We start from the raw sequence: 17,371 nt of genomic DNA, 5'->3' as shown, positions 1-17,371 counted from the left end.
GCCTGGCCGGCTGTATGGCGGATGAAGGATTCCAGGAGGTTGGCAGCAATGACCGCAAGGCGTGTCGGCCTTTCGGCCCGTCGGATCGCCGACGGACCGAAAGGGTCAATGCCCGTCAGAAGCGGGTGGACACCCCCATGACGATCTGCCGACCGAGCAGATCGTAGCGGAACAGCGTGTTGCTGCGCAGCAGGCCGAGGGTCTGTCGCGAATCCGGGATCAGTGGGGGATCGCGGTCGAACAGGTTGTTGACCGAGAAGCGCAGGGTGAACCGCTTCGCGATATCGAAACTGGTCGACAGGTCGAAATAATCATAGGTGGGAATACCGGCGTAGAACTTGCGGAACTGGCTGGGATCGGCAGGCACGCCGGTGCTGGCGGGGGCATTGTACGCGATCGTCATGGCGGAGATGTGCCGCCAGTTGAGCGACACGCTCGCGACCTTGTCGGGCGTGGACCAGGTGGTGCGCAGGCCATGCGACCATTTCGGCATGCTCTCTCCACAACCGGGGCCGTAATAGCCGACGCAATTGCGCGGCGGGACGATCGGGGAGTCCTGCCCTCCGACATAGGTCATGAGGGTTCCGTTGAACGTCATGTCGACCAGGCCCGCGCCACCGAGGCCGAGACTATACTGCCCCTGGAAGTCCCAGCCATGCGACCGCGACCGATAGCCGTTGCTGGTGCCCTGCGCGATCCAGCCGGTCGCCGGATTGCCCGCCGCCGGACTGTAGAGCGTGAAGCTGCCGGGATTGCGCACGATGCCGCGGCAATAATAGTCCAGGCCGGTGGTCAGGCAGCCATTCAGGAAATCGTTGGCCGCGAAATAGTTGATCGAGTTGTTGAGGTCGATGACGAACCGGTCGACCGACACCACCAGGCCCGGCACGAAGCGCGGTTGCAGGATCGCGCCGAACGTCTTCGTATAGGCCGTCTCCGGCGTCAGCTGGAACCCGCCGTTGCGGATCGTGCAGAGCTGGTCGGGGCAGCTCAGCGCCGCACTGCCGTACAGGGTGTCGGGCAGGCCGGTCCGGCGGCACTGATCGAGCGTCGCCGTCGGCGCCAGACGCCGGTTGGGGTCGGAGGAATTGGGATCCGGTCGCGAGGCGCAGGGATCGTTGCGCGATCCGATGGTCGTATAGAGGATGTTCGCCGCCGACGCCGCCTGGGTCACGGTCGGCGCACGCTGCGCCTTGTTGAACGAGGCGCGGAGCGTGAGGTCGAGGACCGGGGCCCACAACCCTTCGATCTTCCAGGTGTTGAAGCGTCCTTCCAGCCGGTTGTACTTGGACACGCGATAGCCGCCATTGAGCTGGAGCAATTCCGCGAAGCGCCGCTTCTGGATCAGCGGCGCCTGGAGTTCGGTGTTCACCTCGAAGACGTTCTGCGTGTAGCGGTTGTCCGTGCCGCCGTTGGTTTCGCGAAACTGCGCGTCCGCCGTCTCGACATAGCGTTCGGCCCGGAACTCGCTGCCGAACGCGACCGCCACGCCCTGTTCGGCGAGCGGAGAGGTGATCCCGTACTTGCCCAGGTCGCCGCTCAGGACCGACAGCACCTGCCGCATCTGGCCGGTGCTCGACTGGGTTCCGTCGACGCTGGTGAACAGATAGTCGTTGAGGGCCGCGTTTGTGTTGAATGGCCGGAAGGCGTTGAAGGGCACGCAGGCGCGATCAGTACCGTCGATCACCGCGGTGCAGGTCGGCGTGCCGTTGACGTTCACTGCCCGGAGCGATCGGTTGACGCGATCGAAATCGGGCTGCGCCGGGTAGATCGTCGTGCCCTTGGTGCGCGAGAAGACTCCGGCGATGTCGTAGTTCCACGCCTCGTCCAGCACCTTGCCGCGCAGGCCGCCGGTGATCCGAACGCCTTCGTTGTTGAACCGGTTCTCGACCAGCGGCAGGCCATCGAAGCGTTAGCGGACGTCGAGCGGCACCAGTCCACTCGTCTTCGCGCCGCATAAGGTCGTCCGCTGCGATGCCGACAGGAAAGGGTTGTCGCAATTGGTCTGGAACGGTGTGGAGCCGTACGCCGTGTAGGAGTAGACGCGGTTGGGCAGCGTGTTGAACGACCGATCGCGGTAATAGAGGCCGGAGCCATAGAGTTCGATGTCGCTCGACAGGTTCGCTGTCACGAAGCCGCCGGCATTGACGCGCTTGAAGTTGCGCTGGAACGCGATGTCGTCGAACGGATTGGCCGCTGTGTTCGGGCCCGAATTATAGGGAACGAAGGTGCCGGAACCATCGGGATTGTTGACCAACGTGCTGCCGACGCCGACCCCGCCCGGCACGATCGTGCCGACCTGGGTATAGGTGCTGCGCGTGCAGTTGAGCGCACCCGTCGCAATGGCCTGCGACACTTCGCAGGCCGAATAGGACCGGTCGCCGAGCGAGACCTGGTTGGACTGGCGATAGTTCACGAACCCGCTGACGTTCAGCGCGCCGCCGAACAGGGTCTTGCCGGCCGTCAGCGTCAGATCGGCGCGTCCGCCGTCGTTGGTCCGGCCGAGCGGAAACGGGAAAAACGCCGCGCTCGCCGCGTCGGTGACGGGGTTGGCGCGATTGTCATGGTTGTAGAAGCTGTAAATGCCGCTCAGATTGATGCCGTCGAAATCCTTCTTCAGGATGAAGTTGACGACGCCCGCCACCGCATCGGATCCGTAGACTGACGAGGCGCCGCCGGTGAGCACGTCGATCCGCTCCACCAGCGCGTTCGGGATGATGCTGACGTCCATGCCGTTCTGGATGCCGAGGCGCAGGCCGTCGACCAGCGTGAGCGTGCGTTCGAAGCCCAGGCTGCGCAGCTTGATGCGCTGACGGCCGCTCGAGTCGGCGTAATTCTGTTCGGCATTGGCCTGGACCTGCGGCAGGCGATTCATCACCTCCTCGATCGTCGTTGCGCCCTGCGCCGCGATCTCAGCCGAGGTGACGGTGGTGATCGGCGCGGCCGAGGTGACGTTGGGGCGGACGATGCGCGTGCCGGTCACGACGATCTCGTCGCGATTGTCGCGCGGCGTGTCGTCATCGCTGGCGGCGGCCAGCTTGGCGGAGGCGACCGGATCGCCGATCGCGGTCGCCGGGTCCGGCGTTTGTGCCGGGGCGGGCGCGGCGACCAATGCGGCGGTCGCGCAGCTCGTACCCAGCAAGGCCTTCAAAAGTTTCATAAATCCCCCTTTTGCACCAAGATATCGGCCAGCCTCATCCTGATGGATGATGATCTGTTCGGGAGTTCCATGCGCAGGCCGCAGGGGGCGGGCTGTATTCGGCTATTACCTCCCCCGGACTGGCAGTTGAGGAATAGTCCTCAACAGGGACGCACCTTGCCGATACCAATATGGTACAAGTCAGGGCAAGTGGATGCAATCCATGTTGCGACGACATCATGAATTGACAGCGTAATAAACTGTAATTATAGAAAATGCTGCAAATTCAAAACTTTGCTCGAATATCGTCAGGACGTGCGCAGCGCGGGCCGTCGAAGCTCACGGCAAGGCCGGATCGAACCGGTCGTCCATCGAGGCGGGCAGGCTCGCGCGACGATGCGCAGAGCGGAGCTATTCCCCCGGTCGCACCGCCATCAGCGCCGCGACCTGGCGGCGGAAGGCGCGCAGGTCCTCGCCCGACAGGCGCGCGACTTGGATGAAGCTCAGGCTACGCGGGTTGATCGACTGGCCGTTGCGCCACATCTCCCAGTGCAGGTGCGGGCCGGTCGACAGTCCGGTCGAGCCGATATAGCCGATCACCTGGCCCTGGCGGACCGGCATCCCCGGCCGCACCGCGATGCGGCTCATATGGCCATAGCCGCTGGCGAGGCCGCCGGCATGGCCGAGCTTGACGAAATTGCCATAGCCGGCGTTGCGCCCGGCGCTGGCCACGCGGCCATCGAGCACCGCATAGATGGGCGCGCCGTACGGGGCGGCGATGTCCAGCCCCTTGTGCATCCGCAAGAACCCGAGCAGCGGATGCATCCGCATCCCGAAGCTGCTCGTCACCCGGCCGGCGACCGGCATCCCCATGAAGCCGCGCCGCTCCGCCTGGCCGGCGGCGTCGAACCAGCCGGCCTCCGCATCGCCGGGCGCGGTCCAGTGGACCAGGCGCACCGCGCGGCGGCCCTGGTCGATCCCGGCATAGAGGAGATCGCCGAGCCGCGTCTCGCCGGTGGCGGCGCGTTCGCGCGCGATGACCAGGTCGAACCGGTCGGCGCTGCCCAGGTCGCGGCCGACCGACAGGCGGGTGGCGAGCGCCTTGATATAGGCCTCCACCACCCCGGCCGGCGCGCCGGCGGCGCGGGCCGAGCGATAGAGGCTGGCGCCGACCAGCCCCTGCAGGCGCAGCGGCGTGCGGTCGACGGCGATCACCTGCCGCTCCGCGATCAGCGTGTCGCCTGCCCGGCGCAGCGTCATCGCCAGGTCGAAGCGGGCGCGCAGGGACAGCCGGTCGAGCGGGCGCGCGACGGTGCGCGTCGGGCGACGGCCGAGCGTCAGGGCGATGCGCGTGCCCGAGGGGATGGCATCCAGGGGCGTCGCCTCCGCCACCAGCCGCGCCGCCGCCTCCGCGTCGCGGCGGCCGACCCCGGCGCGGGTCAGCGCGCGCTGGAAACCGTCGCCGTCGCCCAGGGTCACGCCCAGTTCGATGCTGGGGCGCTCCGGCGCGGTGGCGAGCGGGCGGACCAGGTCGTTGGCGGCCATGCGGTGGCCGGTGTCGGCGCCGAGCGCGAGCGGCGCGATCGCCTGGGCGCGCGCCTGATCGGCGGCCGGAGCGGCGAGCGGCACGGGGCCGTCGCCGGGCAGCGGTCGATCAAGGCCGGGCGACAGCGTCCAAGTCGCGGCGCACAGCGCGGTGCAGGTGGCGAGGCCCCGCCACCAGGCGCGGCTGCCGATGCGGGCGCCGAGATCGGGCGTCCAGTCGAACCCGGCGGCGCGGCCGGCCAGGGGGCGCGGCACCGGCGAGCGCAGGCGCAGCCCGCCCGCGCCGCCACCGGCCAGCTCCAGCTCTCTGTCCGCCTTCAGGAACACGCACGTCGCCTTCGGTATCGCCGCCGAGCCCCCGGCGCGCTGTCGCCTTCGACTGTGGGGCGAAGTCCCTAAAGTCAAATGAACCAGCCGGTTCGCTGCGACGAGGCGTGGCGGCGGCGGGATGTTCGCCCCGGCGACGGATAGCTCCCGGATTGTCATTGCGCATGGCCGCGGAACACCCGATGTACGGTCGATGACCAGCCGCGTCTCCGGCAGCGTGACCGCCGTTCTCGGGCCCACCAACACGGGCAAGACTCATCTCGCGATCGAGCGGATGTGCGCGCATAGCAGCGGCATCATCGGCTTCCCGCTGCGCCTCTTGGCGCGCGAGGTCTATGACCGGGTGGTCGCGATCAAGGGCGCGGACCAGGTGGCGCTGGTGACCGGCGAGGAGAAGATCGTCCCGCCCAACGCCCGCTGGTTCCTCTGCACCGCCGAATCAATGCCGGGGCACGAGGCCGCCTTCGTCGCGCTGGACGAGGCGCAGCTGGGCGCCGACCCGGAGCGCGGCCATATCTTCACCGACCGGCTGATGCATATGCGGGGGCGCGAGGAGACGATGATCCTGGGCTCGGAGGCGCTGCGCCCGATGGTCAAGGCGCTGGTCCCCAAGGCGGAGATCGTCGGCCGGCCGCGCTTCTCGACGTTGAGCTATGCCGGCGCGAAGAAGATCAGCCGCCTGCCCAAGCGGTCGGCGATCGTCGCGTTCAGCGCCGAGGAGGTCTATGCGGTCGCGGAGATGCTGCGGCGGCTGCGCGGCGGCGCGGCGGTGGTGATGGGGGCGCTGTCGCCGCGCACCCGCAACGCCCAGGTGGCGATGTTCCAGGCGGGCGAGGTGGATTATCTGGTCGCCACCGATGCGATCGGCATGGGGCTGAACATGGATGTCAGCCATGTCGCCTTCGCCTCGCTCAACAAGTTCGACGGGCGGCGGCAGCGGCGGCTGACCGTGGCGGAGATGGCGCAGATCGCCGGCCGCGCCGGGCGGCACCAGCGCGACGGCACGTTCGGCGCGGTCAGCGAGGAGGGGCCGGGCGCCTTCCTGCCCGAGGAGGTGCTGGCGATCGAGGAGCATCGCTTTCCGAACATCGAGGGCCTCTACTGGCGCGAGGGCGATCCCGATCTGTCGAGCATCGAATCGCTGGTCGCCGACCTGGAGCGGCGCCCGCCGGCCGACCTGCCGCTCCGCGCCGCGCCGCAATCGGTCGACCTGGCGGTCCTCAAGCGTTTGTCGGAAGAGGCCTGGGTGCGGGACCGGGCCCGCGGCGTCGCCGGCGTGCGGCGGCTGTGGGCGGCATGCCAGATCCCCGATTTCCGCAAGCTGGGCCTCGATCCCCATGCCCGCTTCGTGGAGCGGGTGTTCCGCCACCTGAGCGAGGGGCGGGGACATGTGCCGCACCAATGGTTCGCCGACGAGATCGCGCGGCTGGATACGGTGGCCGGCGATGTCGAGACGCTGGCCGGGCGGCTGTCGGCGATCCGCAGCTGGGCCTATATTGCGCAGCGGCCCGACTGGCTGGCCGATCCCCGGCACTGGGCGGGCCGCGCCCGCGAGATCGAGGAGCGGCTGTCCGACGGCCTGCATGCCAGCCTGACCCAGCGGTTCGTCGACAAGCGCACCACCGCCCTCATCCGGCGGATCGGCGCGGATGCGGGAGCGCTGCCGGTGACGATCGGGCCGGAGGGCGAGGTGCTGGTCGAGGATCATCCGATCGGCCGGCTCGACGGCTTCCGCTTCTCGGTCGAGCCGGGCGCGCGGGCGGGCGACAAGCGGCTGTTGCTGGCGGCGGCGGAGAAGCGGCTGGGCAGCGAGCGGGGCCGGCGCGCGGCCGCATTGGTCGCGGCGGCGGACACGGATTTCCGGCTGGACGAAGGGGGGCTCGACGACGACCGGGGCATCGCCATCGCCTGGCAGGGCGAGGGCGGCTGGCATCGCGTCGCGCGGCTGGAGCCGGGCGCGACGCTGGCCCGGCCGCGCATCCGGCTGGACCGCGATCTCGACTGTCTCGACAAGGGGACGCGCGACGGCGTGGCGGCGCGGCTGGAGCGCTGGCTGATCGCGCAGGTCGCACGTCGTGCGCCGGTGCTGGCGGCATTGGGCGAGGCGATGCGCGATCCCGCCGCGACCTCCGCCTTTCGTGCGGTGACGGCGGCGGTGGAGGCGGCGGGAGGCCTCGTGCCCCGCTGGCCTTTGCGCCTGTCGCTCGATGCGCTGACGCCGGAGGAACGGCGGCGGCTGCGCAAGCTCGGCATCACGGTCGGCGCGCTCGACCTGTTCGACCCGCGCCTGTTGAAGCCGGCGGCGGCGGCGCTGCGACGCGCGCTTCTGGCAGTGCGCGGTCCCGCCTCGCCCCTGCCGCCGGACGGTGCGACGGTGCTGCCGCGCGGCACGGCCGGCGCGACGCTGGACAGCGGTTTCCGGCCGCTGGGTGCGCAGGCGGTGCGGATCGACCTCGTCGAGCGGATCGCGCGCGCCGCGCACGACGCGCGCCAGGGCCGCAAGCCGTTCGCGCCCGATCCCGCGCTCGCCACCTCGATGGGACTTGAGCCGCCGACGCTGGCGCGGCTGATGGCCGAACTCGGCTTCCAGGGGCTGAAGGGCGAAGCCGGACGCTGGGTCTGGCGGGGGCGGCCGCCGGCCCGACCTTTGGCCAGGCCGGTCACGAGTGATCCGGGCAACGCCTTCGCCGGCCTGTCGGGGCTGTTCGGCCATGGGTGACAAGGGCGTCGGGACCGCGATGCGGGTCGACCGCTTCCTGTGGTGGGCGCGGCTCGCCAAGACGCGCAGCGCCGCGCAGGCGATGGCGGAAACCGGGCGGATGCGGATCGATGGCCGCACCATCGACCGCGCGCATTGCCCGGTCCGGCCGGGCAATATCCTGACCTTCGCGGCCTATGGTCAGGTCCGGGTGGTGCGGATCGACGCCCTGCCGGGCCGGCGCGGCCCGCCGGCGGAAGCGCGTGAGAGTTATACGGAGTTAACATCGGGCGGCTCGCCGGACCCGCGCGAAGCTGCTAACGTGTCGCAGCAAGACGAGCTTGATTGACGCGGACCCGCCTCGCGTCCTAGCAGCCGCCGCTTGCAACCAGGTCCGGCGTGACAGGCCGGCCGCAGGACGGACCCGGAGTTTTTCCCAATGACCTACGTCGTCACCGACGCGTGCATCCGCTGCAAGTACATGGACTGTGTCGAAGTCTGTCCGGTGGATTGCTTCTACGAGGGCGAGAACATGCTCGTCATCAACCCGTCGGAATGCATCGACTGCGGCGTGTGCGAGCCCGAATGCCCGGCCGAGGCGATCCTGCCCGATACCGAGAACGGGCTGGAGAAGTGGTTGGAACTGAACGCCACCTTCTCCGCCCAATGGCCCAACGTCACGCGCAAGCTGGACCAGACGCCGCCGGACGCCGACGCGATGAAGGGCGTGGCGGACAAGTACGACCAGTTCTTCTCGCCGGAGCCCGGCGCAGGGGATTGATCGGTGGTTTGGCGGCGGGAGTCCGGAACGCCGCCAGGGGGCGAAGCGCCGCCCCGCACTTGTGATGTCGGATAGACGCGCGATGACGCTCAGCCGCCGGGCCGTGCTGGGCACCCTGGTCGTGACCGGCCTGGGCGCCGGCGGGGCCGGGCACGGGCTCGCCCGGACGGCCTCCTACCCCGCGCCCACGCGCGAGGCGATGCTGACGGTGCCGGGCGGGCGCGTCTATGTCCGCGTCAACGGCGACCTGAAGGGATCGCGCCCGCCGCTGGTGATCGTGCATGGCGGGCCGGGCGGTACGCATAACAGCTATCTGCCGGCGCTGGCGCTGGCCGATACGCGCGCGGTCATCCTCTACGACCAGCTCGACAGCGGCCGCTCGGACTGGCCGCAGGATCCGGCCAACTGGACGGTGACGCGTTTCGTGGACGAACTGGAGGCGGTGCGGATCGGCTTGGGCGTGCGCCGCTGGCATGTCTGCGGGCATAGCTGGGGCGGCACGATCGCGCTGGAATATGGCGCGCGGCACATGCGGGCGGCGGCGGACCCGCTGGCCGGGCTGGTGCTGGCCAGCCCGCTCATTTCGACGCGCCGCTGGATCGCCGATGCCGATGCGCTCCGCGCGACCCTGCCCCCTGCGACGCGCGGCGTGCTGGCCGCCTGCGAGACGTCCGCGCCGCCCGCCAGCGCCGCCTGCGACGCGGCGACGGCGCAATTCTATGCGCGGTTCAACCGGCGCGAGGCCGCGTCGCCGGCGATGGCCGCCGGCGCGCGCGAACGGCCGGGGCGGGGCTTCGACGCGCGCCTCTACGCGACGATGTGGGGCCGGAGCGAGTTCTCCGCGACCGGCAGCTTGCGCGAGTATGATGGCGAGCCGCTGCTCGGCCGGCTGGACGGCGCGCGCACCCTGTTCCTGGTCGGGCAATATGACGAGGCGCGGCCCGCCACCGCCGCGCTGTTCGCGGAGCGGGTGCCGGGCGCGGACTATGGCGTGGTGCCGGGTGCGGCGCATTCCTTGTTCGCCGATCGTCCCGCGGAGACGCTGGCGATGCTCCGCGGCTTCCTCGCGCGGCACGATCCGGCGGCGACGCGCTGAGCCAACCCCGTCCGAAGCGGACGAAAGGCTGGCATTTTTCTTGCCGTTGTGTTAAGACCGCCAGCGACGGGCGCTTTCTGCCGCCCGCCTGTCCGCACTCAAGTTCAGGGCTGTCCGCCGACCCTATGGCCGGACGCCCGATTCGATGAAAGGCCCTATATGGCTGCCAAGGCGCTGTTCTTCGACGTCGGCGATTATGTTGTCTATCCCAAGCACGGCGTGGGCCGGGTGATCGAGCTGCAGAAACAGGAAATCGCGGGCACCAGCCTCGAACTCTATGTCCTGCGCTTCGAGAAGGAGCGTATGACGCTCCGCGTGCCGACCAATAAGGCGGAAAGTGTCGGAATGCGCAAGCTGTCGTCGGACAAGACGATGCGCGAGGCGATGGAGACGCTGAAGGGCAAGCCCAAGGTGAAGCGCACCATGTGGTCGCGCCGCGCCCAGGAATATGAGGCGAAGATCAACTCGGGCGACCTGGCCTCGATCGCCGAGGTGGTGCGTGACCTGTTCCGCGCCGACGACCAGCCCGAGCAGAGCTATTCCGAGCGCCAGATCTTCGAAGCCGCCGCGAGCCGGCTGGCGCGCGAGCTGGCCGCGATGGAGCAGGTCGACGAGCCCAAGGCGCTGGAGAAGATCCTCGACATCCTGCGCGCCGCCGCCGCGATCTACAACAAGGAGAAGCCGGCGGCCTGATCGGGCGGTCCGGTCGACGGGTGAACGGGGGCGGTCCGGCGACGGGCCGCCCCTTTCTCGTGGCGCCGCCCTTGCACGCTGTCGCGCCGTGCTCCCGCACCGGCGGCAGCCCCAGGTACCGGTGTCCGTGAAGCGGTTGTCCCGCATGGCCCTGAATTCGGGAGCGCGGCTCCCGCCATCGGGGGACTGGCCGCCATGCCGCATGGCCAGCAAGACGGTTGCCAGTCGTGTGGCATGTGTATTATCAAAACAATACACACAGGGGAGACCATCCGATGATTCGCCGCCGTCATGCCGCCATCGCCCTCGCCATTCTGGCCATGCCGGTCGCGGCCTGCTCAATGAACTGGAGCGACAAGCCGGACACGGACGAGGCGGCCATCCCCGGCACCGGCAGTGGCGATCGCCGCACCTATGCGGTGGAGGGGTTCACCACTGTCGCGCTCGCGGCGGCGGGCGATGTCGATGTGCGGGTCGGTCCCGCATTCTCGGTGACCGCGACCGGTTCGCCCGATGCGCTCGACAAGCTGAAGGTCTCGCGCGATGGCGACACGCTGAAGCTGTCGCGGCAGCGGGGCGTCACCTGGGGCAAGAGCGGCAAGGTGCATTTTACCGTCACCATGCCGCGCATCCAGGGGGCCGATATCGGCGGCTCCGGCACGATCACCATCGACCGGGTGGAGGGCGAGCGGTTCGAGGGCAATATCGGCGGCTCGGGCACGCTGGACGTCCGGGGGCTGAACGTCCGCAAGGTGGAGTTCGCCATCGGCGGCTCGGGCGATATCGCGGCGGCGGGCACCGCGCGCGAGATGGAGGTGTCGATCGGCGGGTCGGGCAAGGTGCGGGCGCAGCCGCTGCGCAGCGAATCGGCGGACATCACCATCGCTGGCTCCGGCGATATCGCCGCGACGGTGACGCGCAGCGCCGATGTGACGATCCTGGGCGCGGGCGACGTGACCATCCAGGGCGGCGCGCAGTGCAAGGTGACGAAGATGGGCGCGGGCAACGTTCGCTGCGGCTGAGGTCGGACCGGTGCGGTGACCCGGAGGTCACCGCATCCTAACCCCAAGTACGGCCGCGCCCGCTTCGTCAGGGGGCCAGCCGGCCATCGGTGATCGCCGCCGCCTCGAACGGGAAGAGGCGTTCCGGGTCCGGGCGCTTGACCGTGCGGGCGATGCCGGGATCGGCGAAATGATGCAGCACGTGCTTCATGATCGCCTTGCGCGCGGCGGGCTTGTCGTCGGCGCGCACGCAGAACCAGGGCGCCAGCGGCGTATGGGTGCGCAGCAACATGGTGTCGCGCGCCGCTGAATAATCGGACCAGCGGTCCTGCGCCACCGCATCCATGTCCGACACCTTCAGGCGCTTCAGCGGGTTGGTCCGCCGCGACTCGAGTCGCTTGCGCTGCTCCTCCTTGGTGATGTCGAGCCAAACCTTGAGCAGGCCGATCCCGCTTTCGACCAGCATCCGCTCGAAATCCGGCGCGTCGCGCAGGAACTCCGCCTGTTCGTCGCGGGTGGAGAAGTCCATCACCACCTCGACCCCGGCGCGATTGTACCAGGACCGGTTGAAGATCACCAACTCGCCCGCTGCGGGAAGATGTTGCACATAGCGCTGGAAATACCATTGCGACCGTTCGCGTTCGGTCGGCTTGGGCAGCGCGACGACGCGGGTCGCGCGGGTCGATAGATGTTCGGTGAGCCGCTTGATGGTGCCGTCCTTGCCGGCCCCGTCGCGCCCCTCGAGCACCAAGATCATGCGCTTGCCCGAACGGATCGCGGCTTGCTGCATCTCCACCAGCCCGAGTTGCAGTCGTTCGAGGTGGGACAGGGATTCCGTTGTATTCACCGGCATTGCTCCACGGATTGGGGTCGATCGTTTCTGGGGTGGAAACCCCTGGCGACCTGAAAAGTTTACCGTCGGTTGTGCGACATCATGGATGCGGTGGATCAAACGGGATCAGCTTTGATCTACATCTCAAAAATGTTCATTTCGGATGTTGACGGCCAGTAACGGGGCGCTAGGGCTGGCGAAGAAAAGGAGCGACCATGGTAGACGATACGACCGACAACAATGCCGTCGAGCTGGCCACGGAACTGACTATTGCGTGGTTGGGCAATCCCAATACCCGCACCTCGGCCGAAGATGTGCCGGCTTTCCTCGGCAAGATGCATGAAACCGTGTCGGCGTTGCTGGGCACCGGCGTCGTCACGACGGCCGCCGAGCCCCAGGGCGAGTATATCCCGGCGGTCAGCGCGCGGAAGTCGCTGGCGTCGAAGGATCACATCATCTCCATGATCGACGGCAAGCCCTACAAGACCTTGCGCCGTCATCTAGCGACCAATGGCCTGACCCCGCAGGAATATCGCGAACGTTATGGCCTGAAGCCGGATTATCCGATGGTGGCCGAGAACTACTCGGAAAGCCGTCGCGCCATGGCGAAGAAGATCGGTCTGGGTCGTAAGCCCGGTGCGCGCACGTCGTCCGACGCGCCGGCTGCCGCGAAGCGCGGCCGCAAGCCGGCGGACGCCGCCTCCGAGTAATCGTCGCGACTCGACGCTGAAGGGTTAACGAGGGGGTGGCTTGGCTGCCCCCTTTTTTTTGTCCGGCGGCCACGGCCTCGAAGGCCGATGCACCGGATTCTCAGCATCCGGACAGGCGGCGCGGTGGCGACCGCCGTGACAAGCCGTCGGGGCAGGCCGGCGGCGGTAGCGATGCCGTACAGCTGTTTCCTGCCGGCGATCTGTAATCAAAAGCAATGGCCGGCCGTCCCGCGGTCAACGCGATCCCGTAACGATCTCCGCAAGACTATGGTTTCCTGCTGCGGAATGTGGTTAATGAGAAGTCAATATTGGCTGAGTTCCACCACTTATCGACGCTGAGCCACGTCTTGGCTAAGCGGCTGTAAACCAAACTTTTTCGGTTGGTTGCGTTAATCGACCTGCAACCCTTTTCACTTACTTCGGCCTTCATAGAGTGGTCGGGGAACTTAACGGCATGATCAGTTACTTGCGCGGTGGCGCGGCCGTGGTGCTGCGCCGGAAGAATCGACGCGTCCATTTGACGCTCACGGCCCTGTCGGGGGCGGTGTTGCTGTCGGCCTGTGGCGGTGGTGGCGGAAGCGGTGGCGGCGATGTCGGGACGGCATCGTCGGGCGTGACCGTCGTTCCCGCCCCGACTCCTTCGCCCAGCCCGACGCCTGCGCCGACGCCCACGCCGACGCCTGCTCCGACGCCGACGCCTTCTCCGACGCCGACGCCGACGCCGACGCCGACGCCGACACCGACGCCCGCGCCGTCCGTGGCCGGGTTCGGGCTGGGCGTGAACGTGTCGTCGGTCGACTATTTCTCGAACGAATATACGTTCATGAACCTGCTGACCGGTCACACCTGGGTCGATACCGCCACCGGCTGGCAAGCGGTGGCGGCCAGCGAGATCGACTCGCTGGGCATGATCAAGCAGATGGCTGCGGGCAAAAGCTACGCCCGGGTCATGACGCCGCCGTCGCAGGTGTTCAACGGGCAGACGGTGGCCGTTCGCTGCACCTGGACGGGGACCGGCAGTGTCGACATCGGCGGCTATCGCAAAAATCTGGTGCGCGGCGACCATGTCCTGACCTTCGACTGGACGGCCGCGCCGGCGCCGGAGGGCAACAGCCGCAACTGGATGAGCCTGTCGAATGTCAGCGCGACCGATCCGGTGCGCAATCTCGACTGCCGGGAGCAGGGTGCGCCGCGCGACCAGATCTTCTCCAACCAGCTGCTGGAAAGCCTGAAGCCGTTTTCGGTGATACGCTTCCTCGACTGGTCGCCCGCCAACCAGAACCCCGACTCGGTGACCTGGGCGGACCGCTCGTTGCCGAACGGGATCAACCAGGCGGATCGCCCGCGCGGCGTCGCGCTGGAATATATGGTCGCGCTCGCCAATCAGGTCGGTTCCGATCCGTGGTTCACCATTCCGTGGAATGCGGACGAGGATTATGTCACGCGCATGGCGCAACTGGTCCACGACTCGCTGGCCTCGAACCGGCGCGTCTATGTCGAATTGGGCAATGAGAACTGGAACTACGCCTTCCCGCTGGCGCACCAGATCCAGGCCGAAGGACTGGCGGCCGGACTCGACACCAACGGTTTCATCGCCAATCTGAAGCGCTACTCGCAGAAGACGGTTTGGGCGATGAAGATCTGGGCCAGGGTGTTCGCGGACCGGCCGGGACAACTGGTCCGTGTCGCCTCCGCGCAGAGCGCCAATCCCTGGGTCGGGCAGCAGGTGTTGAGCTACCCGGATGTCGCCGCCAATGTTGATGCGCTCGCCATCGCGCCCTATTTCAACCTGGCCAAGGACACCGATTCGACGGGCTCGCTCAGCGATCGTCTGGCCTCGCTCAAGGCCGGACTGGATATCACGCTGCGCGCTGTCGCCGACAACAAGTCGACGGCGCAGAAATATGGCAAGCGGCTGATCACCTATGAAGGCGGGCAGCACGTTGTCGACATGGCCACCGGCGGCGGCGTACGCGTGCAGGAGGTCAATCGGTCCGCAGCGATGTACGATTTGTACAAGAGCTATATCGAAGGCTGGAAGGCGCGATCGGACGACCTGATGGTGCTGTACAGCGCCACCGGTCCGGCCGGCGGCGGCGGCGCTTGGGGCATGCGTGAATATGCCGGACAACCGATCGACCAGACGCCGAAGCGGCGAGCCGCCCTCGAATTCGGTCGATAGGTGGAACCGCGTCTGTTGCTTGTCATATCAAGCCGTTACAGCAGCTTCTAAATCCGTCGAGAAAAATTGATCGCCCCATATCGTTAAATCATCGGTATCTCTGATCTTTAATCGGGTGTCGATCAGCAAGCTATATTTAGAAAATATGCAAGGTAGAGGAAGTAAAGGCTTTCTCAACTGACGCCATTGCTTTGACTGGAGTAGTCCATGACTGGTACTTCGATTGCTAAGATGATTGCCGCCGTGAAGTCCGTCGCGACTACGCCATCGGCGGCGCTGGTGGCCGGCGCGACCGCGGTGGCGGCCGTAGGGTCGGCCGGCGTGGTGACCGGCAAGGGGTCGCTCGACTCGTCCACTCCCACGATCTTCGTGCTGAAAGGCGTGCCCAAGGCGACCCCGACGCCGACCCCCACGCCGACGCCGACGCCGGCCGCCAAGGGGTTCGGACTGGGCATCAACGTGGCCCCGGTCGATTATTATTCCAACGAATACACCTTCATGAACCTGGTCTCCGGCCATATCTGGGTGGACACCAACAATGGCTGGCAGGAACTGTCGGCGACGCAGCTGGACACCTTGGGAATGCCCAAGCAAGTCCCGGCGAATAAGAGCTATGCCTATGTGATGACGCCGCCCTCGCAGGTGTTCAACGGCGAGAGCGTTGCGATCCGTTGCACCTGGGCCGGAACGGGCGACGTCAATATCGGCGGGTCTCGCAAGAACCTGGTCCGGGGCGACCATGTCCTGACCTTCGACTGGCCCGCCGGACCGCCGCCGGAGGGCAACACGCGCAACTGGGTCAATGTGTCCGGCGCGCCGGAGAGCGATCCCGTGCGCAATCTCGACTGCCGCGAGAAGAGTGCGCCGCGCGACCAGATGTTCGCCTCGCAGCTGATCGACAGCCTGAAGCCCTATAGCGTGCTGCGCTTCCTGGACTGGTCGGCGACCAATACCAATCCCGCCAAGATCACCTGGGCGGAGCGGACGTTGCCGAACGGCGTCAATCAGGGCGACCACAAGCGTGGCGTGGCGTTGGAGAACATGGTCCTGCTCGCCAATACGGTGGCGGCCGATCCCTGGTTCACCATCCCGTGGAATGCGGACGAGGATTACGTCACCCGCATGGCCAAGCTGGTGCATGACAATCTGGGGGCGAACCGGCGGGTCTATGTCGAGATCGGCAACGAGAACTGGAACTATGCCTTCCCGCTGGCGCACCAGATCCAGTCCGAAGGGCTGTCGGCCGGGCTGGACACCAACGGCTTCATCGCCAATCTGAAGCGCTATTCGCAGAAGACGGTCTGGGCGATGAAGATCTGGGGCAAGGTGTTCGCCGACCGGCCGGGCCAGCTGGTGCGCGTCATCGGGTCGCAGAGCAGCAATCCCTGGGTCGGCCAGCAGGTGCTGAGCTATCCGGATGTCGCCGCCAATGTCGATGCGATGGCCATCGCGCCCTATTTCAACTATGACAATGATGCCGCGAAGCTCCGCAGCCTGGTGGACCGGCAGGCCTCGCTGCGCGCCGGACTGGCCCAGTCGCTGAAGGATATCACGGCGAACCAGGACACCGCCAAGCAATATGGCAAGCGGCTGATCACCTATGAAGCCGGGCAGCATGTCGTCGACTTCGCCAGCGGTGGCGCGGCGCGCGTGCAGGACATCAACCGCTCGGCGGCGATGTACGACATGTACAAGACCTATATCAGCACCTGGAAGAACCAGGTGAACGATGTGATGACGCTGTACAGCGCCACCGGCATGGCCGGGGCGGGCGGTGCCTGGGGCATCCGCGAATATGCCGGCCAGCCGGTCGACCAGACGCCGAAGCGCAAGGCGGCGCTGGAATTCGGCAAGTAAAGGCCGGGCGGGCCGCTCCGGCGGGGCGGGCTTGCGGGAAGGGGCGGTGGGCGCGACGCGGCGTCCACCGCCCCTTTTTCGTCGTACGCGCGATAGGGGCGGGGAAAGCGCCTACCAGCTCGACTTGACCACGCCGGGGATCAGCCCGCGCACGGCCAGGTCGCGCAGCATCACGCGCGCCAGGCGGAAGCGGCGGTGATAGGCGCGCGGCCGCCCGGTCAGCTCGCAGCGGTTGCGCACGCGCGTCGGATTGGCGTTGCGGGGCAATTCCGCCATTCTCAGCCGGGCGAGCAGCCGGTCGGTGTCCGACAGGCTCTCATCGGCCGCCTGCGCCTTGAGCTTCGCGAATTTCGGGGCGTAGCGTGCGACCATGCGCTTGCGACGCTCATTCTTGTTGATGGCGCTCTTCTTGGCCATGACGATCCTTCCGATGGTTGATCGCCGGCAATCTGCGCCGATCGGGCGGTCGCGTCGCTAACCTGCACCAGCGTCGGCGGGCGGAGGGACTGA

Annotated in this window: 14 protein-coding genes; 9 read left to right on the top strand and 5 right to left on the bottom strand. The window is 67.5% G+C overall.

What is annotated here, in order from left to right:
• Positions 1–115: 115 nt before the first annotated feature.
• The 3 genes from GGQ96_RS21530 to GGQ96_RS17330 all read right to left on the bottom strand — a co-directional run bounded on the left by GGQ96_RS21530 (position 116) and on the right by GGQ96_RS17330 (position 5,011).
• The gene (locus tag GGQ96_RS21530; protein ID WP_343059103.1) at positions 116–1,834 is read right to left on the bottom strand and encodes a TonB-dependent receptor domain-containing protein; all 1,719 of its coding nucleotides are present in this window, start codon (positions 1,832–1,834) and stop codon (positions 116–118) included.
• A gap of 78 nt (positions 1,835–1,912) precedes the next feature.
• The gene (locus tag GGQ96_RS21525) at positions 1,913–3,160 is read right to left on the bottom strand and encodes a TonB-dependent receptor plug domain-containing protein (protein WP_246360690.1); all 1,248 of its coding nucleotides are present in this window, start codon (positions 3,158–3,160) and stop codon (positions 1,913–1,915) included.
• Between the two features lie 390 nt (positions 3,161–3,550).
• On the bottom strand, positions 3,551–5,011 hold the full coding sequence (locus tag GGQ96_RS17330) for a peptidoglycan DD-metalloendopeptidase family protein (RefSeq protein ID WP_184116692.1): 1,461 nt from the start codon (positions 5,009–5,011) through the stop codon (positions 3,551–3,553).
• Between the two features lie 193 nt (positions 5,012–5,204).
• Here GGQ96_RS17330 and GGQ96_RS17325 point away from each other — a divergent pair, with 193 nt between their 5' ends.
• From GGQ96_RS17325 to GGQ96_RS17300, 6 genes are all read left to right on the top strand, one after another.
• On the top strand, positions 5,205–7,730 hold the full coding sequence (locus GGQ96_RS17325; RefSeq protein ID WP_184116691.1) for a helicase-related protein: 2,526 nt from the start codon (positions 5,205–5,207) through the stop codon (positions 7,728–7,730).
• A complete protein-coding gene (locus GGQ96_RS17320; protein WP_184116690.1) occupies positions 7,723–8,058 on the top strand; it encodes an RNA-binding S4 domain-containing protein in 336 nt (111 codons plus the stop codon). Before GGQ96_RS17325 ends, GGQ96_RS17320 begins: the two co-directional genes overlap by 8 nt.
• A gap of 90 nt (positions 8,059–8,148) precedes the next feature.
• A complete protein-coding gene (gene fdxA, locus GGQ96_RS17315; protein WP_125996203.1) occupies positions 8,149–8,490 on the top strand; it encodes a ferredoxin FdxA in 342 nt (113 codons plus the stop codon).
• An 82-nt stretch (positions 8,491–8,572) separates the two neighbouring features.
• Entirely contained in the window at positions 8,573–9,586 is a 1,014-nt protein-coding gene (locus GGQ96_RS17310; RefSeq protein ID WP_184116689.1) for a proline iminopeptidase-family hydrolase, read from the top strand.
• A 159-nt stretch (positions 9,587–9,745) separates the two neighbouring features.
• Positions 9,746–10,279, top strand: coding sequence for a CarD family transcriptional regulator (locus GGQ96_RS17305; protein ID WP_125996202.1), 534 nt, complete (start codon positions 9,746–9,748; stop codon positions 10,277–10,279).
• Between the two features lie 275 nt (positions 10,280–10,554).
• Positions 10,555–11,301 (top strand): head GIN domain-containing protein, encoded by a 747-nt coding sequence (locus GGQ96_RS17300; protein WP_184116688.1) that lies wholly within the window; start codon positions 10,555–10,557, stop codon positions 11,299–11,301.
• Positions 11,302–11,368: 67 nt separating this feature from the next.
• Here the strand turns inward: GGQ96_RS17300 and ppk2 are convergent, their stop codons facing one another.
• A complete protein-coding gene (gene ppk2, locus GGQ96_RS17295; RefSeq protein ID WP_184116687.1) occupies positions 11,369–12,133 on the bottom strand; it encodes a polyphosphate kinase 2 in 765 nt (254 codons plus the stop codon).
• 194 nt (positions 12,134–12,327) lie between these two features.
• Between ppk2 and GGQ96_RS17290 the strand changes: the two genes are divergently transcribed.
• From GGQ96_RS17290 to GGQ96_RS17280, 3 genes are all read left to right on the top strand, one after another.
• Complete coding sequence (locus GGQ96_RS17290) at positions 12,328–12,822, top strand: Ros/MucR family transcriptional regulator (RefSeq protein WP_184116686.1); 495 nt, start codon at positions 12,328–12,330, stop codon at positions 12,820–12,822.
• A 454-nt stretch (positions 12,823–13,276) separates the two neighbouring features.
• On the top strand, positions 13,277–15,004 hold the full coding sequence (locus tag GGQ96_RS17285; protein ID WP_184116685.1) for a hypothetical protein: 1,728 nt from the start codon (positions 13,277–13,279) through the stop codon (positions 15,002–15,004).
• 207 nt (positions 15,005–15,211) lie between these two features.
• The gene (locus GGQ96_RS17280) at positions 15,212–16,861 is read left to right on the top strand and encodes a hypothetical protein (protein ID WP_184116684.1); all 1,650 of its coding nucleotides are present in this window, start codon (positions 15,212–15,214) and stop codon (positions 16,859–16,861) included.
• Between the two features lie 111 nt (positions 16,862–16,972).
• On the opposite strand, the gene rpsN is transcribed toward GGQ96_RS17280, so the two are convergent.
• Entirely contained in the window at positions 16,973–17,278 is a 306-nt protein-coding gene (rpsN, locus tag GGQ96_RS17275) for a 30S ribosomal protein S14 (RefSeq protein WP_184116683.1), read from the bottom strand.
• Positions 17,279–17,371: the final 93 nt, after the last annotated feature.

It is taken from the genome of Sphingomonas abaci (genome assembly GCF_014199625.1).
In the GTDB taxonomy this organism is placed as follows: Bacteria; Pseudomonadota; Alphaproteobacteria; order Sphingomonadales; family Sphingomonadaceae; genus Sphingomonas; species Sphingomonas abaci.
Note: the sequence above shows the minus strand (reverse complement) of the source record. Positions and strands in the feature narration are given on the sequence as shown.